Source organism: Mariniflexile sp. HNIBRBA6329, assembly GCF_043558645.1.
In the GTDB taxonomy this organism is placed as follows: domain Bacteria; phylum Bacteroidota; class Bacteroidia; order Flavobacteriales; family Flavobacteriaceae; genus Mariniflexile.
On record NZ_JBIFXS010000006.1, the window covers coordinates 123,279 to 147,504 of the forward strand.

13 protein-coding genes are annotated in these 24,226 nt (G+C 36.2%); all 13 read right to left on the reverse strand.

The window, feature by feature from the left end:
* Positions 1 to 172: 172 nt before the first annotated feature.
* The 13 genes from ACGK9U_RS09385 to ACGK9U_RS09445 all read right to left on the reverse strand — a co-directional run bounded on the left by ACGK9U_RS09385 (position 173) and on the right by ACGK9U_RS09445 (position 24,149).
* On the reverse strand, positions 173 to 2,626 hold the full coding sequence (locus ACGK9U_RS09385) for an Ig-like domain-containing protein (protein WP_394466117.1): 2,454 nt from the start codon (positions 2,624 to 2,626) through the stop codon (positions 173 to 175).
* Between the two features lie 107 nt (positions 2,627 to 2,733).
* Positions 2,734 to 3,048, reverse strand: coding sequence for an L-rhamnose mutarotase (rhaM, locus tag ACGK9U_RS09390; RefSeq protein ID WP_394466118.1), 315 nt, complete (start codon positions 3,046 to 3,048; stop codon positions 2,734 to 2,736).
* A 16-nt stretch (positions 3,049 to 3,064) separates the two neighbouring features.
* On the reverse strand, positions 3,065 to 3,919 hold the full coding sequence (locus tag ACGK9U_RS09395) for a hypothetical protein (protein ID WP_394466119.1): 855 nt from the start codon (positions 3,917 to 3,919) through the stop codon (positions 3,065 to 3,067).
* 36 nt (positions 3,920 to 3,955) lie between these two features.
* Positions 3,956 to 4,720: a hypothetical protein gene (locus ACGK9U_RS09400; protein ID WP_394466120.1), complete on the reverse strand. Its 765-nt coding sequence runs from the start codon at positions 4,718 to 4,720 to the stop codon at positions 3,956 to 3,958.
* 63 nt (positions 4,721 to 4,783) lie between these two features.
* On the reverse strand, positions 4,784 to 6,550 hold the full coding sequence (locus tag ACGK9U_RS09405; RefSeq protein ID WP_394466121.1) for a sulfatase-like hydrolase/transferase: 1,767 nt from the start codon (positions 6,548 to 6,550) through the stop codon (positions 4,784 to 4,786).
* A complete protein-coding gene (locus tag ACGK9U_RS09410; protein ID WP_394466122.1) occupies positions 6,550 to 9,528 on the reverse strand; it encodes a sugar-binding domain-containing protein in 2,979 nt (992 codons plus the stop codon). The genes ACGK9U_RS09405 and ACGK9U_RS09410 overlap by 1 nt, the downstream gene beginning before the upstream one ends.
* Before the next feature lie 37 nt (positions 9,529 to 9,565).
* Positions 9,566 to 11,737: a beta-xylosidase gene (locus tag ACGK9U_RS09415; protein ID WP_394466123.1), complete on the reverse strand. Its 2,172-nt coding sequence runs from the start codon at positions 11,735 to 11,737 to the stop codon at positions 9,566 to 9,568.
* Between the two features lie 30 nt (positions 11,738 to 11,767).
* On the reverse strand, positions 11,768 to 13,159 hold the full coding sequence (locus ACGK9U_RS09420; protein WP_394466124.1) for a cellulase family glycosylhydrolase: 1,392 nt from the start codon (positions 13,157 to 13,159) through the stop codon (positions 11,768 to 11,770).
* 152 nt (positions 13,160 to 13,311) lie between these two features.
* The gene (locus ACGK9U_RS09425) at positions 13,312 to 14,913 is read right to left on the reverse strand and encodes a RagB/SusD family nutrient uptake outer membrane protein (protein WP_394466125.1); all 1,602 of its coding nucleotides are present in this window, start codon (positions 14,911 to 14,913) and stop codon (positions 13,312 to 13,314) included.
* Between the two features lie 10 nt (positions 14,914 to 14,923).
* Positions 14,924 to 18,013, reverse strand: a complete 3,090-nt coding sequence (locus ACGK9U_RS09430; RefSeq protein ID WP_394466126.1) for a SusC/RagA family TonB-linked outer membrane protein — start codon at positions 18,011 to 18,013, stop codon at positions 14,924 to 14,926.
* 133 nt (positions 18,014 to 18,146) lie between these two features.
* A complete protein-coding gene (locus ACGK9U_RS09435) occupies positions 18,147 to 19,784 on the reverse strand; it encodes a hypothetical protein (RefSeq protein ID WP_394466127.1) in 1,638 nt (545 codons plus the stop codon).
* A gap of 69 nt (positions 19,785 to 19,853) precedes the next feature.
* Positions 19,854 to 21,248, reverse strand: a complete 1,395-nt coding sequence (locus tag ACGK9U_RS09440) for a BNR repeat-containing protein (protein WP_394466128.1) — start codon at positions 21,246 to 21,248, stop codon at positions 19,854 to 19,856.
* A gap of 36 nt (positions 21,249 to 21,284) precedes the next feature.
* Positions 21,285 to 24,149: an alpha-L-rhamnosidase gene (locus ACGK9U_RS09445; RefSeq protein WP_394466129.1), complete on the reverse strand. Its 2,865-nt coding sequence runs from the start codon at positions 24,147 to 24,149 to the stop codon at positions 21,285 to 21,287.
* Between the last annotated feature and the right edge of the window lie 77 nt (positions 24,150 to 24,226).

Here is a 24,226-nt window from a genome sequence, read left to right on the forward strand (position 1 = left end):
TTTTGTACAATTAGCTATAAAGATATCTTTGTAACCTTAAAAATCTATCCTGCTCTAGACGGGTTTGAATAGCTACTAGCCTTAGCATCAATTAATTAATATATGGTAATTTAATAAAAAAACCTGTGAAACAAACTTCACAGGTTTGATGAAAACTATCAGTTTCAGCGCTTTATTTAATAATAAATTTCGTGTAATATGCTTGATTTCCACTTGTTACTCTTACAAGGTACATACCTGATTTAAACTGTCCATCATTCTCAATCGATATTTTTCCATTATCTACGGTGTTTTTATAAATCATTTTACCTAACATATCGCTAATTGCAATGTTAGCATTATTGGCATCTTTTAATGTGATGGTAAAACTTTTGCTTGCGGGATTTGGAAATACTTTTAGAGATAGTTTTTCAAGTGTTTTATCATCTACACTTAAGGTAGTAGATTCTACAATCCATTTAGACCTATCATCTGAAGTTGAAACATGTTCTATGATGCCGTTAACATTATGATAGATATAATTGGAACCATTTCGTGTTTGGAATTGATAGGTACCATCTGTACTATTATAAATAACCACAAATTGTTTGTCACTATCTTCTCTAGGTGCTGCAAAACCAGTATTAATAATATCGTTAGGGGGATTCCCTGCCGCTCTTAATATTCCCTTGTCCGATCTTTTACTTTCTATGTTGTAATAATCTCCAGCCTTAACAAATTCCCATTCTTTATCTCCCGGAGCCACATTAGTACCAGTATCGCTCTCAACAACGTCAGAGCCTACAGAATGTAGATATTTACCCGTTACAAAATTCTTGATGCGATAAATAGCGCCTGTTAAATCGGTTGGATCAAACACTCTGAAATTTACTGTTATTTCTGGAGAGGAAACCGTTGCGTTACTAGCGTTGTAAGCCACAGCCTGCACGGTATAATCACCAGCTGTACTTGGTGTCCAATCTATGGAATATGGAGCTGTTGTATCCTCGCCATAAAGGGAACCATTAACCCTAAATTCCACTTTAGAAATACTTCCGTTTTCATCTACAGCATCGGCTGAAATCTGTACCGTTTCACCAACATTGTAAATACTTCCATTACTGGGCGAGGTTAAAGAAACTCTAAACGGGTCTTGAATAATATCTAAATCTATAATTTGCAAATAAAGTGGCAGTGCATTACCTGAACCCTTTTCCATCAAGTAATAATATAGTTTACCATTTTTTATATAGATCTGTCCATGATCAAAAGTTCTTCCAGAAGTAGCTTCATAAACCCTCGTAAAATTATTAGTGCCTCCTTCGGCCTTTTCAACATATACACGACCTCCAGAGGTTAAACCTATGATAAAGATATTATCCCCAGATGTGTAAATTTCATCGGCACCTGAAAAGGCTTCCGACGTTATAAAATCGGTTGCTCCAGCAGGTTTATATGTGTGCAAATTTTTTGTTACACCAAATTGATTATCTCTAACCCTACTAATTATATGAACGTCTCCCTGTTCAGTAACCGTCCAATCAAAACCACTAACAATACTTATGGAGTTTGCATTGGTACCTTGAACATAATCCCCTGGCTCCATAACTTTTATAAAATCAGCGTCATATAACGGTAAAGCAAAACTTTGCCCTTGGTGGTTTTTCCAACCTGTAAAACCGTTTTGGTCATCGGAATAGGCATAATACACCCCGTTTTGATATTCGTACTTATCGGTATTATTTGAAGATCTTTTCTGAAATCCGATACGCATTTTACCATTTACGTACTTAATATCTCCATAAAGTCCCCAATTAAAGGTTATTCCTGGTTGATTCTTGGCATTTAAAACATTGAAGTGAGTGAAACTAGACCAAGTCAACGTACTGGCATTGTACTTAGAAAACTTATAAGCTCCATTATTATTGCCACCTTCACGCATGTACATGAATAAATCTCCCGTATCGTTTAAGAAAAATTTAGGATACGTTAGTGCCGAAAAATTATTGTAATCTTCACCACCGTTAAGACTTAAATGCTTATAGCCTCCGTTTGAATTTTGCACAAACTTATCTAAGGTAAAGTCTACATCAGGAAGCGCTGCTGCATTTGCGATAGAATAGGAATACCTAAAATAATCATTACTTAAACTTCCATCTGAAGGCCTTGTATTGCTGTAAGAATGCATATCGTACAATAAATGAATGGTTCCATTTATTGGGCTTACACCTACTGCTATGGTGTTATGCGATTCACCTATCCAATATTTGTTTTGATATCCAGTGTGACGATGCGGAAACTCGATAGTTGCCATGGTACCAGTAATGGTATTGTAACGGGTTAGCATCACATTACGCTCAGCTTTACCACCTTTATACCAAGTCATAAAAACAAATTCGTTATAGGTTTTTATGCAATCGCCATGGGCTGAAATATTTCTGCCGAAATAAAAGTCATAAGGAGCTGAATCTCCCGTATTAGTTGCACCAGCAGAAACCTGACTTCCATCGAAATGTAAACCAAAATCACTGATTTTAATTTCGTTTTCTAAAGTGACTTGAGCTTGTATTATTTGTATAAAAAGCAACGCAAAACATGTAAATATAAATGCCAGATATTTGCTAAAAGTTGGGTAATTTCTTTTCATAGTATATTTTAAACTTGGTAAACCTTGTAAAAATAACTATAAAGAAAAGTTAACTTGTCCTGCTCTGTACTGCTATAGTATAGGTTAAACCTTCAATAGCAAGGTAATTATTCCATATAAAACACTTCTTCTAAAGGTATAGAAACTGGTGAATTATCTGCATTTACCTCCATAATATCTGCCATAAAATCCCACCATTTTTTTACAATGGGGTTATTAGCCAAATCTTGAGACCCTCCAGTACCTGATACTTTTTGAAATGCGAAAAGCGTACTAGTTTCTTCATCTAAAAAAATGGAATATTCACTTACACCGTTTTCTTTTAGCAATTGTCTAAGTTCTGTCCATAATTGGTCATGACGCTTCTTATAAGCTTCTTTTTGACCTTCATTTAGTTTCATTTTAAAAGCAAGTCGTTGCATAGTGTAAAATTTGTGTTTATTTTTTATTAGAAGAACTATCTAGGTAGCGCAGCAATATTGTTTTAACATCACTAACGGTACCTTCATTTAGTCCGCCATTGGTAGCACCCGTAATCCAGTAAAGAACCATGCCAGCATCCGAACAATCCCACATCCCTCTTTGAAATGTAACAACATCGTCAATTTCGGCCATTTTTCCCATGAGCCAGACAAATTGCATGCGGTGGTCGGTATGGTTTTTAGCCCAATCCCATTCCGATTCTTTTACCTTTAAATATGTATTTTGGTCTGGTATACGCACTTCTTCAATACCAAAATCCAGAATATCTTGCCACTTGTAAAAATCGCCGGCATTATCGTTAGCCGGATGGTGCGTAATGACCTTCACAAATTTATGTTTTTCCTTTTCCGAAGCCTTTAATGCAAAGCCTATAATGTCAGGTTCGCCTGCCTCTACAATCCAAAGTGGGTTTTGTTGTGTAGACGCATTAATGGCTTTTACTAAATCTTTAATAGTTTGGTCTGTTTGCCATTTAGCATCTAAAAAAGTAATATGCTCAAAACCACCCCAACGTCTGGCAGTACCGTCGCACGCAGTTTGCATCATAGCATGACGCTCTTTTTCGGCCGCCTCAGAAATTCTGTGGAGCACTACTAAATCACAACTATGAGAATAATGCACTAATCGATTTTCTAGACCGGCTGCACGTAATAAGGCTAAAGACACGGCAGTACCACCCAAATCGTCCGGATCTGGAGAATTACCATCTGCGACAATAGCGATACGACCCGAAGGCGGATTTATGGTTTGCGACGTCGCAAACAAGACACTAAAAAGAATACTTATGAATGTTAAAATTGATTTGTTCATCTTTAAAATTTAAAAATTAGGTCATTATTGCGCTATTTATGGTGCTTCAACTTTTGGAAATGGCGTTGGTAAAATACCTTGTGCAACTATTGGTTCTAGTCCCTCTTCTTTAGGTTTATAATCAACATTGGTTGTTAAAATAAATTTATCGAATTCAAAACCGTCTTCGCGCATACTAAATTGAATTTCATGCAGTCCGGGTTTTTCAATATCCAAATAAATTTGATTGGGCACACCGCAATGAACCTCTTTAGTTCGTTGTTTACTATCCCATGTCCAGCTTCCTTTCCCATCGCACCATTGCATACGTTGTCCGTGCTCGGGCCAAGTTCCGTTTATTCCAACGTGTAAACCATTATCTTCGCTACCTGTTGAAAATGCTCTTACCCAAACGTAATAGCGTCCTGGGGTATTTATCTTTACCTTATAATGCACAACAGCCATGAGTCCTGGTTCGTTTGTAAAATTTTCACCGGGAACTATTTTATCGGCATGGGTAACCCGCTCATCTGCTAAAATTTCAATATATGCATTGTTACTGGCACCGAAACAATGTTGCTCGTCCTCATCGCGTCCAACACGAGGAGTTTCTTCTTTTGATGTTCGATACCATGCCCTAATTTCAGATTTAATTTGCTTATAAAAATGTTCAGCTTCAACAGCCAAAAGTCCTTCTTTTTCTTCAAACACAAGCTCTTCGGAAACTATGGGAGCATTAAACTTGGTAGATTGCCCTTGTACTAATTGTCCAAATAGGACTATTAGTATGGTTATCTTTAAAATTTGACTAACTCTATGCATTATTCTTTATTAATAACATTACAAATATGTTTACAACATCTATAAACTACTTCGTCTATTCTATTAATTCTTCAAATTCTTTAATAAAATTTCTTCGGTCTTACTCGGTTTATAGCCAATGCGATGTGCATTAACAAGTATTTGAGAGGTTTCAGAAAGCGATAAAGGCTGGTTGTAAATACTCCAGTTTTTTGGATATGTGCCATCGCTATTCTTTATTTTATATCCAATGGATGCTCCTTGGGTTTCACAGGTTATAGCAATCTTGCCTTGTGAATATTGAATTTTAGGACTTGTTGTTAGGGGTTGGTTTTCATTCCCATTCCATAATTTTTTTACAAGTTCTCTTTCAGGCAAGTTTGGCGTATCATTAATATCTTCTAACCACCTATCCATCTCTGCTCTTAATTCTTGTAACTTTTGGGAATATGCAGGATTATTGGCTAGATTGTTAAGCTCGTGCGGGTCTGCTAAACAATCAAACAATTCTTCTTCGGGTTTGCTATTTCGAAACCATTGCATTTGAATATCATTTAATTTTCCTTCATCGCGCAAACGCAACAATTCCTTCATGGTAGGAATCTGTTCTCGGTAGTTAAGTGGCAGGTAATAGCCTTGTTCTGGTCTGTAATTTCTAATATATTTAAACTGCTTATCGCGCACAGCCCTTATAACATCGGTAACTTCATCAAAACGATCTGCTGCTGCATGAATATACTGTCGCTGGTTTTTAGCTTTATATTGTCCCAAAAAAGCCTGTCCTTGCATATAAGGAAGCGGTTCATTGCCCGTTAATGATAGTAAGGTAGGAGCAAAATCCACAAAACTAATCAACTGGTCGTCTCTAGTTCCTGCATTCATTTTTTTAGGAAAACGAATTATCATAGGGGTATTTAATCCGGAGTCATAAATTAAACGTTTCCCCCTTGGAAGTGGTCCACCATGGTCGCCATAAAAGAAAATGATGGTATTTTCTAACAAACCATCGTCTTCTAGTTGCTTTAAAATAGCACCTACATGTTTATCCATTTCTGCTATATTGTTGTATAGCTTCCACATATCTCTTCTTACAACTTCATTATCTGGCAAATAAGGTGGAATTTTTAATTGAGTATCTTTTGGCAAGTGTACTGGAGTTTCTTCCTCCGTCATATTACCAGGTTTCCATTTGTAATTAGTATCGCCTGCTTTATAATGTCTGTTTTCAATGTGCCTAAAACCATAGGGCTCGAATAAACCAGATTCGTGCGTATCTGTGAAATTAAAAACAGCATAAAATGGTTGATTATCATTTCTGTTACGCCAATGGGCATACGGACTACTTTCATCCCAAGCGGTTTCGGGCGCCTTAAATTGGTAATCTTCTTTGTAATTATTAGAGCAATAATAACCATTCATTCGAAGTAACTCACTTATCATTTTTACATCTGAAGGAGGCACTGCTTCATAGGCTGGCAAACCTGTTACTTCGGTATAAGAATTAACGCGCATATGATTAGCTCCAATACTTGTTGGATACATACCCGTTGCGATGGCAGCTCTACTTGGCGCACAAACACCCGAGGTTGAATATACATTTGGATAAATAACCCCTTCATTCGCCAAACGTGTTAGATTGGGTGTTGGAACCGTTAAGTCTCCAAATGGCGGTATGTAGGCGCCCATATCTTCAGTTACCAACCACAATATATTTGGTTTTTCTGTTGGATTTTTCGTGTCATCTGTTTCAGCTTTTTTAGTTTCGCCTACCTTCGTTTGACAAGAATTAAACAACAAACAAATTAATACAACAGTGAGAATATTGAATTTATTAATTATATTTTTTATCATTATCTCGTTATTTTTTTTGCCATTACCACATACATTCTAGCTTCTTTTGGAGTTTCTCCATCGCTATTCCCAGACATTACAACGCTTTCTCCAGCCTTAACTTCACGTTTGAAGATAGACATCGTAACATCACCTAATTTAAAATCGTCCCCTGTATCTTCAAACTCATCTTTTAAAAATTGTGGTCTGGGTACACGATCATCATGACCTACATACAAGGTCATATCATCGGCTGCAATAAATTGAAGTAAATCGCGCGCCCAATAACGACTATCTGAATTAGGCATTCGTACATATTCGCATCCAACTAAATACTTTGGAATTACGGTGTAGTTATACGGAAGGTCTGTATACGCCTTTTTGCCCCAAAACACATTGGTTCTTAATACCGCGGGCAAATCTCCGGTATAACTAAACTTTTTAAAGAGTAAACTTTTATTACTCACACCTGGCTCACCAACCGGAATTTTAGGTGTATGTGCTGGTAATGGTTCTTCTTTTGCTACGACGTTATAAACTTGTGGCATTTCTGAACTGAGACCATTTTTAAATTTCACTTTTTTAGATGCTATTTCTAAAGTTGCAGAAGGTAAACCATCACGTTTTGCTGTAATTTTAACTTTACCTGATTTTAACAAAGAACGAATTGCCACGCGGTTTATACCACATTCTGTATCTAAATAAAGGTTATTAATAGAGTTTTCTTTACCACTGTTATAACCACCTCGCCAAATACCTGCACCCGAAAACGTAAAATCAATACGTCCTTTATCTAACGGACATCTATTACCATCTTTATCTACTACCTCTACGTCGATAAGCGCTACATCCGATCCATCAGCTAACCAACCTTTAGGTCCTGTAATGGGTGTTAACTTAATAGCAACAGGTTCGCCAATTGTTTTTTTAGTTTGCGAGGTTCTTAAAACATCGTCAATAAAAGCTTCTGCCCTTATTTCGCCAGATTTCCAAGCCACCTTATCAAATTTATATACATATCCATTATCTGGTATAGAGTCGATTCCTATTAATTCATTGTTTACAAAAAGTTTTACTGCTGCACAATTAGAAATTACGTAAATAGGTTTAGTGGTGTCTTTATCATAATTCCAGTGCCCAACAATATGCACTTGTGGCTCTGGTCGCCACATAGATTTTAAAGCATAAAAGGCTTCTTTAGGCAAACGAACGCCATCAACTTCCCCACTGGCTCTTGTTACTTCGGTAGGACATCTTCCACCATGCGGTCCATCGGAAAAAATCCAATTGGCTCCACCACTATGATAAGGCTTCTTACCCATTTTATTCCACCAATGATCGGCTTGTTTTATGGCAAATTCTTCGGAAGCTAATTTATAAGTATTTCGATCTAAATTAGGGTGGTTAAAGAAATTATCATCTCTTGAAAATTCATCCCACACACGACGCGGTGATTCATCACGACAATATTCACTTTCTATTATTGGTAAATCTGGATATTCTCCTTCCCAACCTTCGGTACCTATTTCGATGCTGATATATTTTTCGGAAGCCTCCGCATTGTCGGCACGTCTGTTGCCCATTAAGCGTTTTCCGTTCGGGTCGAAGGTATTTATGATATCTAATATTTGTTCATAATGTTCTGCGGATTCTGCCCAATTGCCACCTTCCCAAATAAAAATGGATGGATTGTTACGATAGTAAACAATCATATCGCGAAACGCTACAATGCGGATGTCCCAGGTTTCGCCTTCGTCTTCAGATTCACCTGATACCCCAGGCATTAAAGTTACGAAACCGTATTTATCGCCCATGGCAATTTCAGCTGGTGATCCGGCACAATGCCCCCAACGTATAAAATTACCGCCGGCTTCATCCATTAATTGATATGTAAAATCGCGTAACCAATCTGGCAATGCGGCTCCTAATCCTGCCCAACTGTTGGTTGGTTTTTGTCCCCAACCATGTAGTTTCGCATACTCACCATTGATATGAAATCCGGTATCTTTATTAAACTCAAAACTTCTTATCCCTAATGGTGTTTCGTAAGTATCTAAAACCTTATTGTTTTCCTTTACCGAAGTAATTACTCTGTACATATAAGGATTTCTAGTAAACCAAAGTTTTGGGTTTTCAATAGTTAATTGTGCATCAAAAATCAATTTTTTATTTCCGCCTATAACATGACTATTTGAAACTTTTATAACGACATTGCCTGCTGCATCAACAATATGGTTTTCAATAACTATATTTTTTTGATCCTTATATTCGTTAAATATTTCGGTCTTTACAGTTACATCTGCGTGATTTTTGCTAATATTTTCAGCATACACATAGGTGCCTACTGTCTTTAAATTATCGTATAAAGGTAAGGTTATGTGTAAAGGATCTAAGGCATGTAAAAATACATTTCGATAAATGCCGCCATGAATTGGATGCCAATGTTCATGATTCCAGACCAATGGAAAATTATTTCTAAAATCATCACCTCTATCGTTATTCACTTTTACTGCAATAACGTTTTCCTCATTATATTTTAAATACGGTGTTAAATCGTATCCGAAAGGAATAAATCCGGTTTGATTTTTACCTAGATACGTACCATTTATATAAACATCGGCTATTTGACGAACCGATTCAAACTCTACAAAAATCTTTTTTCCTTTATCTGATTTTGGAAGTTTAAAATGTTTTCTGTACCAAACGGTTCCGCGCCACTGACTTGACTCGCCATAATGACCGCCCTTACTGTAATCATCAAAAGTATCTACATCGTTAAATGTATGCGGACAACTTACACTTGCCCATGATGCATCGTTAAAATTAACAGCCTCCGCATTGGCGGGATTTTCTTTTATAAATTTCCAATCTAGGTTGAAGTTATACCTTTCCCTATTACTTTTCTTTAAGTCATCTAATTTTTGAGCACTAGATAAATTCCAAAACACCAAACTTAAACTTAAACAAAAAATTAATTTTTCTTTAAAAATTCCAATCATTTTATAGTCTTTTGAATAAATATCAATTATCATATAATTACTTGACAGTTAATTTAACATGATGCAAATCTTCACTTCTTGAAGATGCGCCAACAGATATGGTAAATGTACCTGGCTCTACCACTTTTTTCATATCTTGATTTAAAATGTTCAACTCATCGAACCCTAATTTAAAAGTAACTGTTTTTGTTTCTCCTGGTTTTAATATGATGCGCTTAAATCCTTTTAACATTTTAAGGTATCGACCTACTGAAGCATAATCGTCTCGCACATACATTTGTACGACCTCATCGCCCACTCTATTACCAGTATTGGTAACATCAATTGAAACTGAAGTAGAACCATCTGGACTGATGACCGATTTTTCGAGTTTAGGAGTGCCATATTTAAATGTTGTATAGCTTAATCCGTAGCCAAATGGAAATAAGGGTGACTTATCACTAAATCGATACTGTCCTTTTCCAGATCCAATAAAATCAGGACGCTCAAGATAAGTAACAGGAACCTGCCCTACCGAGCGTGGAAAAGACATCGTTAGTTTACCTCCTGGGTTTACATCCCCAAAAATTACATTGGCAACAGCATCACCTGCTCTCATACCGCCATACCACGTTTCAAGTATAGACGGTATATTTTCGGCGATGTAGTTTATACTCAATGGACGACCATTAATTAGCACCACAATTACTGGTTTTCCTGTTTTGTGAATGGCCTCTACTAGTTCATTTTGAACGCCATACAAATCGAGATCAGAACGGTCTCCGCCTTCACCACAGGTTTTATGAGAGCTACCCACAACTAGAACAACAGCATCCGATTTTTTTGCAGCAGAAACCGCCTCAGGAAATCCTTCTTTTGAAAAACTATCAATATCGCAACCTTTAGCGTAGTTTATTTTTACTTTATCACCTACTTTTTTCTTTAAACCATCTAAAACCGAAACATAATAAGGTGGCAATCCTGAATAGCCGCCCAATAGTTCATAGGTTCCCTTTTTAGGTCTTTCTTCGTGGGCGTTAGGTCCAATTACCGCTAAGGATTTTATTTTTGATAAATCAATAGGTAAGAGATTATTATCATTTTTAAGCATGATAATAGATTTTTCGGCTAGCTCCAATGCAAACTCACGATGTTCCTCACGACCAGCATTTACTGTTTCTTCGTCAATTTCTTTTGGCTCTGCATCAAATAAGCCTAATTTATATTTTGCGGTCAAAATACGTGATGCAGCTTTATCTATGTATGGCATCAATGCAGGATCCTGAATTACTGTATCCTTCAAAATATTGCTGTGATACGTTGATAGTTCAATACTCTTCCCAATTACCAAGTCCATATCAACACCTGCTTTTAATCCTAAGATAGCCGCTTTAGTTCTGGTTTCAGGAATAAAATGCATGGTTTGCAATCTCCCTACATCGTTATTATCGGAAACAATAAAACCGTCAAAACCTAGCTCATCTCGTAAAATATCCTTTAACAACCAGGTATTCATATGACATGGCACTCCGTTAAAATCTTGATGACCTGGCATAACAGAACCTACCTGTGCTTCCTTTACTGCCGCCTCGAACGATGGCAGGTAAACCTCACGTAAACGACGTTCGGACATGTCGCTAAATCCCCCGTTTATACCACGGCGATTTTCAGGGTATCCAACAAAATGTTTAGCGGTTGCAATCACATGATTTTCATCAAATTGTTCTTCACCCGTACCTTGTAAACCTTTGATAAATGCAACGCCCATTCGCGACACTAAATAAGGGTCTTCACCATACGATTCTTCTACACGACCGTAGCGCGCATCTCCTGCGTAAACATCTAAATTAGGTGAGTAACAATGTGTAACTCCTAAAGCCCGTGCTTCTATGGCCGTTTGGGAAGCCATTTTCTCAATGAGTTCAGGTTCCCAAGTTGAGGCACAGGCCACAGCTTGCGGATAAACAGTTGTATTACCGTAATAGTCAAGAACAAGCCATAATCCATGTAATGCTTCTCCATATTTCATAAAAGGAATACCTAAACGCTCGTTTGCAGGAGCATCTTGTGTTAACTCAGCTATTTTTTCTTCTAAAGTCATTTGACTTATAAGATCTTTAACTTTTGACGCTATTTCAGAATCATCATTTGATGAATTAGATTGCTCTGACTGAGCATTACAGCTGAAAATCACTATGGATAAAAAAGTGGCAAATAATACGTTTCTCATAAGTTTATTATTAAAATTTGCAAGTAGTTTTTAAAAATTTCGGATTCCGGGCACAATTTTAATGTCCAACTCTTTGTCATTAACCGGCCATTGCAAAATGATTAGTTTCTGACTTTTAGTATCCCAAATAAAGTCAGTTGGATCTATGTCATTAGACAATTTATAAATTTCAAGCCCTACATTTTTCAAAGGATTATAATACAATACTGAATCATCTCCAATTAATACCGAAAAACCATCAGGATAATGCCTATTGGCCCCAATAAAAATTTTAGAAGCCCCTTTACTATTATCTGTTTTTAAATTAACATCTAAAGTTCTGGTCGCATGATTGAATAAAAATGATTGGATATCTCCTGCTATGGTTTGAGGAAAAGGTCGCGCTATAACATCAGTAATATATTTTCGTTCTACAGTTCCTGCATCGGTTTTATCGCTAAAAATAGACCATGTTGAAGGGCCTCCAGGAAGAAAATTTTGCATACTTCTATTTCCTAAAAACCATGCTTTTATAGAGCCCACACCCATGCTATCAAAAACTTCAGCTGTTCTTATATACAGTTCTCTGTACTTGAGTTGTCCTAAATTCCCTTCAATAATGGTATCAGTGGTTGCAAAGGTTGGAAAACCCCATTCCCCAATTAAAATGGGTGCCTCCAGCATTTCAGATTCTCTATCGAAACGATCCATAACCGGTTTAATAAAATCAATTTTATTTTGATAAATATGAGGTGCAAAAATGATATTCTTTCGGTTTATTGGTGCGGTTATTTCAGCGTATTGATTGTTATCAATACCTTCTCCCTTGTTCATAAAAATGGACTGAAGAAGTATCATTTTATCAGCATTTATTTTATGGCTTTCATCTATAATTTTTTGATAAAGAGGAATAAGATATTTATCCGTAAGGTCTTTATACGATATTTTCATAGTTAATTTTCTGGGTTCGTTAACCACATCATACCCCAAAACAGATGTTTCATCAGCATATCGGTTCCAAATAACTTTCCACGCATCCATATATGTTTCGTACTCGTTCTTTTTATTTTGCCAAAATTCTTCCCAAACAAATTTATCTACCCCATAAACCGTCATTTTAAAAACGGTCTTTATTCCTGCATGTTTGCCCATAGCAACCAAAGAGTCTAATTTCAAAAGATAATTAGGTTCTAGTTTTCCTCCTGAAAAAGCACTTAATTTCCCTAATTCCAAACGAATAACTTGTGTATTCGCACCCATTCTAACCATGCGAACATAATCATCACTATTGAAAAAGACTTCACCACCATGATCATTTGTGTTAATAACAAATCCACGAGGTATGACATGGCGACCTACTTCATCTCTCAAACCATGTTTAATTTGAGCTGAAAGCACAAAAGATGTTATAAAAAACATCCAAAAAACAATTTTAAATTTCATAAATAGAAGTGCTTTAAAAAAAATTTTACTGCAATATATATATCAAAAAACCAACCTCTATCCTGTATTGTAGGTGATAGAGAATATTGTACTAAAAAAAAGACCGAAAAATACATTTCGGTCTTTTAGTTAAACTATTGAATAAAATTTAATTACTGTCTATATCCATTGTTTGTTGGGTCTGACTCCAACAGTTTAGGATTTAGCTGTAGTTCAGATAATGGTATTGGTAATAATACATGATGAGGTCTAATATTTTCATTGGGTTTCCAAAAACGGTATTCAAGATTTTGAACCACATCTAATAAAATACCCCATCTGATCAAATCGTATCTTCTGTGAGCTTCACCAGCCAACTCCCATTTGCGTTCATTATATATGGCTTGTCTGAATTGTTCCTGAGTTAATCCTTTGATAGCTTCAGCTTCTGCAACTGTTGCATAAGCACGTTCTCTTATTTCTTTAATATATCCATAAGCTGTAGTTGGATTACCTCCTGGACGCTCATTTTCACACTCAGCAGCCATAAGAGCAACATCAGCTAAACGGAATACCATTCTGTTATCCGAATGGTTAAAACGCGGCGAAGAATCCAATTTTAAATTCATAAACTTTGGCATATACGGAAATGCTAGCTCAAAACCTAGATAGCTATCTAAAACATTTAGTGGTCTTCTCAAATCGTTTAATGGAAACTTAGCAGCAAAATCTTTAGAGGCTATTTGTAAACCTGTTCCATTAAACGCTTCTCCTCTAGCTGTTAATGCTGCAGATAGTGCAGCCCTTTGGGATGTGTTTTTAGGTTCATCACGCAAACGAGGATTAAACATACTCGGTCTCCAGTTTCCATTTCCCCATGCAGGGTTTAAGGACCCTCCTGCCACATCTACCAACCCTTCTTCGTATTGGCTACGAATATCCTTCGCAAAATCTAAAGACCAAATAATTTCTGCATTATACTCATTATCTGGATTAAAAACATCTGCATACGAAGACAGAATTTCGTGATTAGAATTATTTATAATTTCTAAACACTTATCCAAACCAAGTTGCCATTGCTTTTCTTTCATGTAAATTTTTGCAATAACAACAGAAGCTACCCATTTTGAAGCTCTCCCTCTTTGAGCTTCTGGATAAAATGGCTTCAAATTACTTTCGGCAAACTCTAAATCGTCCAAAACACCCTCCAAAATAGTTTCCTTTGGTGTTCTGCCAAGTGTTCTGATTTGATTAATATTGATGTTTTCAGTGTAATACGGAGCATCTCCCCATAAATTGGTGATATGCCAATAGGCTAAGCCCCTTAGAAGTCTAGCTTCTGCGATGATATCTGTTTGTGCACTTTGAGAAATTGCAGCATTACCCTCTACTCTATCTACAATAATATTACAGTTTAAAATTATTTTGTAAAAATCTTTCCAAGTATCACCTACACTCATTCTTTGAACAGATTCATCTGCAACAGCCTCGTTCATTGTATAGTTCCCTATGGCTTCAACGAAATTTGCTACACGATTAGGCTCAATAATATCAGCACCGTTATCGTAAAAATGATCTAAACCTACTTGTCCATAGATTGAATTATTTTTATAAATAGCGTAAACACCTGTAATGGCTTGTCTTGCATCTGATTCCGTAGCAAAGAAATTTTCAGGCGCGATAATATCTCTGGGGTCTTCTTCTAAAAACGATTCACAATTGTAAAATGAGCAAAATGCGAATAATATATATATATATTTATTTATTGTTTTCATATTAATTTGATTAAAAAGTTACATTTAGTCCTAAGCTAATAACCTTTGCATTTGGATACTCTCCATTTGAAAATCCTTGGGCTATATTTCCTAATCCAGTATTTCCATAACGACTTGTTTCAGGATCGATCAACCTAAAATCTGACAATAACAATAAGTTAGTTCCTGTGGCATAAATGGACATTCCTTTAACACCGTCCCATCCCATTTTATCTACTGGAAGATTATACGTTAATTTCACATTCTTTAAACGCAAGTGCGTACCATCTTCTACATCTTCAGAAGTAGGAGGAATACCTGTTACACCATCAGAACCTGCTCTAGGTATATTAGATGTTGGATTATCTGGCGTCCAACGGTTAGCTATTTCAGCATACTTTGGATTTTCACCCCGGGTCCAAAAATTACCTCTAGTTCTTAAATTATAAACTTCGTTACCAACGGTACCTTGAATATATATGTTTAAATCAAAATTTTTGTATCGAAAGTTATTTTCAAAACCATAAATTAAATCTGGAAATGGGTTACCTAATACCACATAATCTTCGTTAGATATGATGTTGTCTGCTTGATCTGGGATACCATCATTGTTAGTATCAACGGTTAATCGGTTTTCAAATCTTGGTCCACCAACTACTTGAGAACCTGGCAACAAACCAGAAGCATCAATTTCTGCTTGACTCTTCCAAGTACCTAAATAATTGGCTCCAGTAAATACAGGGACTGTTTCGCCTACTATAAGACGGAGATTACCCGCACCTACAATTTGATCTACTACCAAATCTATGAAATCTTTACCTCCAAGATCTAGTATTTTGTTCTTGTTTGAAGAAAGGGTTAATGTAGACCCCCAAGTAAAGTTATCATTTCTGATGTTGGTAGAATTGATTAAAAACTCCCAACCTTTGTTTTCCAACGACCCTACGTTCTGTAACTGTGTTTGAAAACCTGTTTGTCTAGGAATGGATACATCTAACAATAAATCATTTGTTTTCTTACGGTAGTAATTAAACTCTGTAAATATTCTACCATTAAAAAGCGAAGCTTCTAGAGCTATATCATATGATGAAGTGGTTTCCCATTGCAAATCCGGATTTGCAGGTCTACCCAAGGTTACCCCCGGTATCTCAACCCCATTTAAAGAGGTATTAGCTTCCTCATAAATAGGCAACGTGCTGTAAGGTAAAATAGCCTGGTTTCCTGATTTACCCCAACTACCTCTTAATTTTAAATCGCTGAAGACGTTTTGGTTTTGCATAAATGGTTCTTCAGAAATTTTCCAAGCACCTGCTACAGATGGGAAAAATGCATATTTATTACCAGGTGCAAATTTCGAGCTACCATCGCTTCTTCCTACTAAAGTTAACAAATATTTGTCTTTAAAGCTATAATTAAGCCTTCCAAAAAAGGATACAATTTGTTCGCTTACAAAGCCACTTCTTACAACATTTCTAGTTGGATCAGTTCCTAAATTTAGGTTATTAAACTGTGTTGCATCGGTAGTAAAACCAAATGATTGTGCTAGAATAGACTCACTAGTACTCTTTTGAAAAGATGCACCACCAAGCACTGTTAAATTATGGTTTTCACCAAATTTTGCATTGTATTGAATCGTGTTTTCGTTGTTCCAGTTAAAACTTGCTACCGAAGAAATTCTTGCATTTCCAGTCTCGCCCACAACCGTTAAATCTGGTCTTTGGCTAGAAGTAAACTCGTTTCTCTTGCTATTATCAATCTCTGGATTAAACGTAGAACGAATAATTAAATTTTCTATAGGACTGTATTCTAAATACATAGTCCCCAAGAAATTAGTGCCAATTGTTTCATCGGTATCCAATTGAGCTGTTGCTAATGGGTTATTGAAAGGTGCCCCAATAACATCATTGAATCCATTGTAAGACCCATCATCGTTATAAATTGGTTGCGTTGGCAAAATATTTAACAAGCCGCCATAACCTACAACACCATTGTCTTGCTTTATTCTAGAGTAATTAACTCTAAATCCTGCTTTCAACTTTTCACTTAATTTAAAATCGACATTTGATCTGAAAATATATTTTTCAATTCCAGAATTCTTTATTAATCCATCTTGATGGAAGAAATTCAAAGAGTTATAGTAATTTACATTACCATTTTCAGAAGAACCAGCAATAGATACATCGGCATTATAAATTGGTGATGGATCTAGCAATAAATCAAAATAATCATTATCTGGGTAATCAGACGGATTCCCTGGAAATGGCTCTGCAACGCCTCTAAAACGAGCATCCTCGTTAGTATAGGCAATTTGTTCTGCTTGAGAAAGAAAAGCAGGCCTTTCTGGAACCAATTGAGTACTTGTATAAATACCCACATTTACTTGGGGTTTACCCCCACCAATATTCGCTCCATTTTTTGTAGTTACCAAAATAACACCATTAGCCCCCCTAGAACCATAAATAGCTATAGAAGATGCATCTTTTAAAATCTCAACCGATTTAATATCATTGGCGTTAAGATTATTCAAATCAAAATTAGTACCTACAATAATTCCATCAACAACCCAAAGTGGTTGGTTATTTCCTGTAATAGAGTTTCCTCCTCTTACCCTTATCGACGTTCCCGCTCCAGGGGCTCCACTTGTTTGAGTAACTTGAACTCCTGCTGCTCTACCTTGCAACGCTTGATCTACCCTTGCCACAGGAAGACTGGCAATATCTTCTGAACTTATTGAAGATACGGCCCCTGTTAAATCGGATTTACGTTGCGTTCCGTACCCAATCACAACCACTTCATCAAGCTTATTATCAGCTAATAATACAACGTTGATTTTTGTTTGATTTCTTACCAAAACCTCTTGGGTAGCATAGCCTACATACGAAAAAACAAGTGTGCTTTGGGCATTAGCTTCAATGGAATAATTACCATCAAAGTCTGTACTAGTACCTTTTGATGTACCTTTTAATAAAACAGTAGCACCAGGTAGTGGCTGCCCATCGGCAGTAACCGTACCCGAAACTGTTTGCGCATTCGACATGGCACAACAGGACAGTGCCATGATAATGAATACCCACGCCTTCTTAACACATGGGTTCCATTTTTTTGTAAAATTAATAATCATAGTTATTTAGTTATTTAGTTATTGGTCTAAATGTATAGATATCTATGACGGCAACTGTCCTGTTTTGTGAGGGTGATTTATATTATAACTCTTTTTTAAACAATAAAATCAATATTCAATTGACGACAATATATTATTGCGGTTTTAACTCAATTAACTTAACACTATGCGGCTCCAAATCAACCTTTAATATAACACTGCCATCCTTTTTTTCAACAATCACATCGGTTGCTGTTTTAGATAACTTAGATAAATTTTCGTATTTGGCCATGTTAGTATTTAAAACATTTTCCCAACCCGTTTCAAAACGATCGGATATTCTATTACCGTAAATACGACCGTTAGTAATCTCGCTAATACCTGCAGTACGAAGATCTTTGTAGAGTTCGTGCATCATGATGCTATTATTTTTATCAACCGTCCACTCGTTCATTGTCCACTTGGTTCCACCTGAAATTAAACCGCCTTCAAGTTTTGGGTAAACGGTTTTACTTGAAGTACTATTTCTACTTGTATTATGATTATAAACCAATAAATAAATAGTGTTATTTTTTATAACGGGAATGACACCAGCATATCCTGTAAGATTATGAACAGCCTGAAGCCTGTTACCACCTTCCATCATTTGGAACATTTTAGATACGTTTCTTTTTCCTTGAGGCAAGTTACCACCTTCAACTTCCTGTCCCCATTCATAAATTTCATTAATTCTATATTTAAATGCCATTTCAGCAATGGTTGCATACCAACTTGCCCCAAACTCTGTAGCATCATTTAAACTAACACCTCTTTTCCCATTTTCATCTCGTAAAATTCCAAATTCTTGAATATCTAATGGAATATCTTTAAACTGAGAATAGCTATCCAAACTATTTCTATATGGCCCAATATCGTCTGGAAGTTTTACGGTGTTTTGATCTATTTTTTCATAATAAGAAATACAAAAGAAGCTCATTTTTGTTCCTATTTGACCTGTAGCATAATTTGTACCGGTAACACAATGGTCTATAAGTTCTGTGGAATATGTAGCACTACCTTCTGTAAGCATATTTCCTGGGCCAATAATAGCATCTGGAATTACTTTTAAAACCTCATCAACCGTGATGTCGTAATGCTTAAAATAATCTTCCTTAGTTCCGCGCCAGTGATCTGGTGTATAATTTGGTTCGGTTGCCACTCTAAAACGCCAGGTTTTAACTTCTGCCATTCCAAATTCATTAACTAAGGTATTTAAAAAGGCGTTGATATATTGTCTCCATAAATTGTAATCTGTTGGTGGCTTAGAATTTCCGTAAGTATCCACTACCTTTGGCAAACTCATCTCCCAAGGCACATTATCTAACACAATACGCGGTTTTAAACCTGTAAGCCTAAAATTACGCATGCTTGTTAGGAGTCCGCTAAAATCAGTAATAATATTACCGGATGCGTCAACGCCTTGGTAATACTCGTTTAAATCATCGGTTCTTCCTCCAAGCATTCGTACCAAATTATAGCTCTGCACATAATCTTTAACGCTTTCTACCTCTCCGGTTCTAAAACCTGAACTATTAAAACGCGTTTGGTTTATCATGGGCCTTGTTGACCAAAAATTATAAAACGTACCCACTACGGCACCCGTATTAATGGTTACAAGTTTAGCAGGATCTATGGGCTCTGGAACCTCTATTTCTGGTTCTTCAATTATTTCTTCTTCTACGTCTTCTGATTTTGAACAACCCGAGATGATTAATACTAAACTGAACAAAATCGCAAAAAAGATTTGATTCATTGTAAATTTTCCTGTTTTCATCATATTAAAATTATAGTCATTTTATATTCAAAAGCATTTATAGCTTCATTATTTTATATCAATTTCTAAATCAATAACCTTTAATTCACTTGGATTTCTAATCTCATTAGGTTCGTCTTGCAACATTACAGATAATCTCCTTTCCTTTTTCCAACGGTAAATATCTGCCAACATATCATTCATAAAAGGGCCTTTAACCGCATGTGCAATATGCCAATCTTGCCATTTGTTTTTAGCTGTTGCTACAGCCACTATCAAATCTTCACCATCAGCTTTACTACTTTTGCCTCTAATTGATTTGTTAGTTGTACCACCATAAATCATAATTAAATTATCATTTTTATCAGCAAATATTTTTGGCCTGTTACCAACTGCCATAGGTAATTGAAAACGGTTCCATACACCTTGTTCATTGCGCCAATAATGAAAATAGCGTTGTGCTGAAATAGGTCCCCAACGCGTTGCTCCCAATGTACTTCCTGCCGCTTCAATGGTTTCTTTTGTACCATGGTACATAACCACATGGACCCGTTCTTTGGAGTCTATAACTTGCCCATGATCGTTCATTAAACCCCATACACGTGGAATGGATTGCACTACTAAACCTGGTGAATTAACATTTATAATTTCATTCAACACATTTCCGTCATTATTTTTCCAGGTAAATCCACGGTCATCACTATAAGCATACATTAAATCGTGATTTGCACCTTGACTATTTTCGCGCCAAACAAAGGTTACATGCAATCTTCCATTAGCATCATAATCGTACCCATTAGGATAGGAACAACGTGTCTCGCTTTTCCCCAGTTGATCTTCAAACATTCCCAATGCCGAATCAATTTGTCGGGTATGCTCCCATTTTCCGGTTTCGGCATTGTAGTCAACCAACATGCGATCGCCATCACCGGAACCTCTTACACGATAATTTATTTGAAGATTACCTTCGGGCGTAGGCCAAAATTTTGGGTAGGTTATTTTAATGGGTTTATTTTCTTCTAATTCATTTAAAATTGGGCCGAATGAAGCTGCAGACCACTCCATAGTTTCTGGATTCGTTGCTAAACCCTTTTTTGAAACCCGATAATGCAGCGGATGTACATGATGATCGAAGGCTAAGTGAATGGTACCATCATTAGGGCAAATGCCTAATGAAACAATATTATGAGAATCGTCACTTTTAAAATCGTAATCTAAAAATTGAATGGTTTTCCAATCCCCTTCAGGAAGTTTTCTTCTTGAAATACAAACACATCTATTTTCATTGTAATACGCAATATATTGATACCCATTATGTGACGCCAATGCATCTTTTTGGTAAGTTCGTCCATTTATAGCGGTTCCAAATCTCCCATCAATAGTAAGCGCTTTAGAATCTACTGTTGAAATACTTTCTTGTTTGATTTTAACTTGTGCTTTTACAGACGCAACTAATAGCATCATAAGGCAAATTGTAAACAGTCTATTTTTCATATTTATTTATTTTACGTATTCTAATAAATACGTTCCTGAACCTATTACTAAAGTCGAATTATTCAGTATTTCAAGTTTTATTTCTTTTTGAAAAGCTTCAAGAGAAACACCATTAATTTTTAATGATTTTAATTCCTTGGGTGATAGAACAACTTGTGCTTTCGTATTGAAAGGCACTTCTAAATTCATTGAAAAATTTTCACCATTCAACTTCCAACTATTATGAATCGAACCATACGGCGAAGGTACCTTAACCGCAGTTTCAGTCATGGTTTTTGGAAATATAGGATTAACAATAAATTCCTTATACCCAACCTGTTCTTTTGAAGATTTTATGCCACCTAAAGATTCATAAAAATAAGCTGCAAAACCACTGTGCATTGGGTGATTTAATGAGTTTGTTGGACCTTCCATTTTCTCCCATTCAAACTGGCGCTCTGGCCATGTCGTGAAGCCTGAATTCATAACATAGGTTTGACTAGGAAAATCTGGAGTGGTTAAAATTTGATGTGCTAAATCCGCCTTCCCATGGTTAGCTAAAACGGTATAGATATATCTGTTTCCATGAATTCCTGTGGAATGATGACCGCCTTTTACTTTTACAATATCGTATTCAAGACCATTAACCACATTGTTTATTTCGGTATCTGGAACCATGCCAAATTGAAGTGCTTGTACCGTAGCCGTTTGGCTTTGGTACCATTTATGATTTGTATTTGGTATAGTAACCAAATATGATTTATTAAAGGCAGTTTTTAAAGCTTCTTTTTCTGCCTTCATTTTTGCCTCATACGCAACGTCGTTATTCATTTTAGCAAATCGTTCCATAATGCCCAAAACATCATAAAAATACGCATTGGCTGAAATGATGGGGTCGCATTCCATCGCCTCAGGATTTAATCTTCTATCCCAACTTGGTGGACACCAATCGCCCATTCCGTCTTGCATAATGCCATTTTCACCTTTAAAATCGAGGTAAAAATTGGTTAAATCTTTCATTTCTGGATAGTACTCTTTTACTATAGCGTCATCACCATAATACCAGTAATTATACCAAGGCAAATACATGGTTGCCACACCCCAATCTATTTTAGCATAGGTTGAAGTGCGCTTACCAGGAGCAATCATGGTTGGGACTTGATACTTTATTTCTGGATTGTTATGCCCTTTGGTGGGACGCATTTGTGTACGGATATCTTCCATATACTTTTTATAGAAATCGTACATATCGTAATTATACAAGGCATACTCACAAAAGGCATGGGCATCGCCTAACCAACCACATTTTTCGCGATGCGGGCAATCTTCTGGAATACCGTGGATATTATCAACAATAGTCCATTTACTGATGCTGTGCATTTTATTTAGCAATTCATCTGAGGAACTAAAACTACCTGTTTCCTTGATATCTGTAGCCACTAAAACCGCCTTAATCATATTCGCATCGGGCTTTGTAGAAATGCCTTTTATTTTAGCATACCTGAAACCATGATAACTGAATTTAGGCTCCCAAGATTCAAGACCGTCACTTTTGCAGATGTACTGATAAATTTGAGGCATACCGTTGGCTCCACCGCCAGTAGACCCTTGAAAAATATCTTTTCCGTTGGTTAATAGTGCCTCGGTGGTGATGATTTCAATTAATTGACCTTCTTTTTCCTTCACATTTAGTTTAACCCAACCTGCAATATTTTGTCCGAAATCTACAATCCACTCGCCATCGGCACCTTTAAATACATGTTGCGGTTCAAATTCTTTTAACTTTTTAATTGTGGGGATTTGTTGTGCACTTATTTTATTTACTTCGGGAGTAGCTTCTTTGGCATTGCCCCAAGCACTATCATCATAATCAACAGTTGTCCAATTACCTAATTCGTAACGTGCATCGTAAGTATCACCACCGTAAATGTTATTAAAAACAATAGGACCCGTAGATTCTTTCCATGTTTCATCAGTATAAAAATCTGATGATGTACCATCTGTAAAGTTTAATTTCACCAAACATCGTACAGTTGGTGGACCATAGGACACCCCTTTTTTGTTAGATTCTGGATCGCCGTTCCAAGAAATATTTTGTCCATAAAACCCATTTCCCAGTATAATTCCGAAGGTATTTTTACCAGATTTCAATTGTTCTGTAATGTCATAATTTATATAATAAGCTTGCTTATCATAATTAGATGGTGCAGGATCCAGCACATGATTGCCCACTTTTTCACCATTTAAATACAATTCATAATAGCCTAATCCGCAAATATAAACTTGGGCATTTTCCACTTCTTTACTAAGGTTTATGCCTTTTCTAAAATAACCAGCAGCAAAACCCTCAACTGGCTTCCCTTTTTTCATATTTCCGGTTATGTAATCTCTAAAACGATACGGGGAAGTTCGTGTATCTTTGTTAAGCGTTATCCATTTTGATGCTCCCCAATTGGCTTCATTCATCAGACCCATTTCAAACTTTTGAACTTCAGACCATCTTGATGCATTACTAATTTCATCCCAAACTTTTACTTGCCAATAATAGGTTTTTAAAGCTTCCAAAGGTTCGCCTTCAAACTTTATAAAAGTGGATTTGTTACTTTCTACTTTTTTTGAATTCCATACATCAGCTTCTGATTCACTCAGTTTTTCTGGAGAAGTTGCTACTAAAATATGATAAGCCGATTGCGATTTATTAAACCCTTCGGCAATAACAATCCATGAAAAAAGTGGTGCTTCACTTTCTATAGCTGTAGGGTTGGTTTTCGAGTTGCATGTTAAAACTTCAAAAGTTAAGGATGCGTCTTTTGTTTTATATGCCTTTTGACCACAAGAAATGTTGAATAAAACAGCACACAAAAGCGTAATTAGTAATTTGATTTTTGACATTTTATATTTAGAAATCATTAGTGTAATATCCAAAGTTAGGAGCTAAACAGCTATTAACTGTCCTGTATTGTAATGGT

Bases quoted from the DNA above. Each gene is read 5' to 3' on its own strand.
- ACGK9U_RS09385 (WP_394466117.1), bottom strand. From the start codon at position 2,626: ATGAAAAGAAATTACCCAACTTTTAGCAAATATCTGGCATTTATATTT.
- rhaM (WP_394466118.1), bottom strand. From the start codon at position 3,048: ATGCAACGACTTGCTTTTAAAATGAAACTAAATGAAGGTCAAAAAGAA.
- ACGK9U_RS09395 (WP_394466119.1), bottom strand. From the start codon at position 3,919: ATGAACAAATCAATTTTAACATTCATAAGTATTCTTTTTAGTGTCTTG.
- ACGK9U_RS09400 (WP_394466120.1), bottom strand. From the start codon at position 4,720: ATGCATAGAGTTAGTCAAATTTTAAAGATAACCATACTAATAGTCCTA.
- ACGK9U_RS09405 (WP_394466121.1), bottom strand. From the start codon at position 6,550: ATGATAAAAAATATAATTAATAAATTCAATATTCTCACTGTTGTATTA.
- ACGK9U_RS09410 (WP_394466122.1), bottom strand. From the start codon at position 9,528: ATGATTGGAATTTTTAAAGAAAAATTAATTTTTTGTTTAAGTTTAAGT.
- ACGK9U_RS09415 (WP_394466123.1), bottom strand. From the start codon at position 11,737: ATGAGAAACGTATTATTTGCCACTTTTTTATCCATAGTGATTTTCAGC.
- ACGK9U_RS09420 (WP_394466124.1), bottom strand. From the start codon at position 13,159: ATGAAATTTAAAATTGTTTTTTGGATGTTTTTTATAACATCTTTTGTG.
- ACGK9U_RS09425 (WP_394466125.1), bottom strand. From the start codon at position 14,913: ATGAAAACAATAAATAAATATATATATATATTATTCGCATTTTGCTCA.
- ACGK9U_RS09430 (WP_394466126.1), bottom strand. From the start codon at position 18,013: ATGATTATTAATTTTACAAAAAAATGGAACCCATGTGTTAAGAAGGCG.
- ACGK9U_RS09435 (WP_394466127.1), bottom strand. From the start codon at position 19,784: ATGAATCAAATCTTTTTTGCGATTTTGTTCAGTTTAGTATTAATCATC.
- ACGK9U_RS09440 (WP_394466128.1), bottom strand. From the start codon at position 21,248: ATGATGCTATTAGTTGCGTCTGTAAAAGCACAAGTTAAAATCAAACAA.
- ACGK9U_RS09445 (WP_394466129.1), bottom strand. From the start codon at position 24,149: ATGTCAAAAATCAAATTACTAATTACGCTTTTGTGTGCTGTTTTATTC.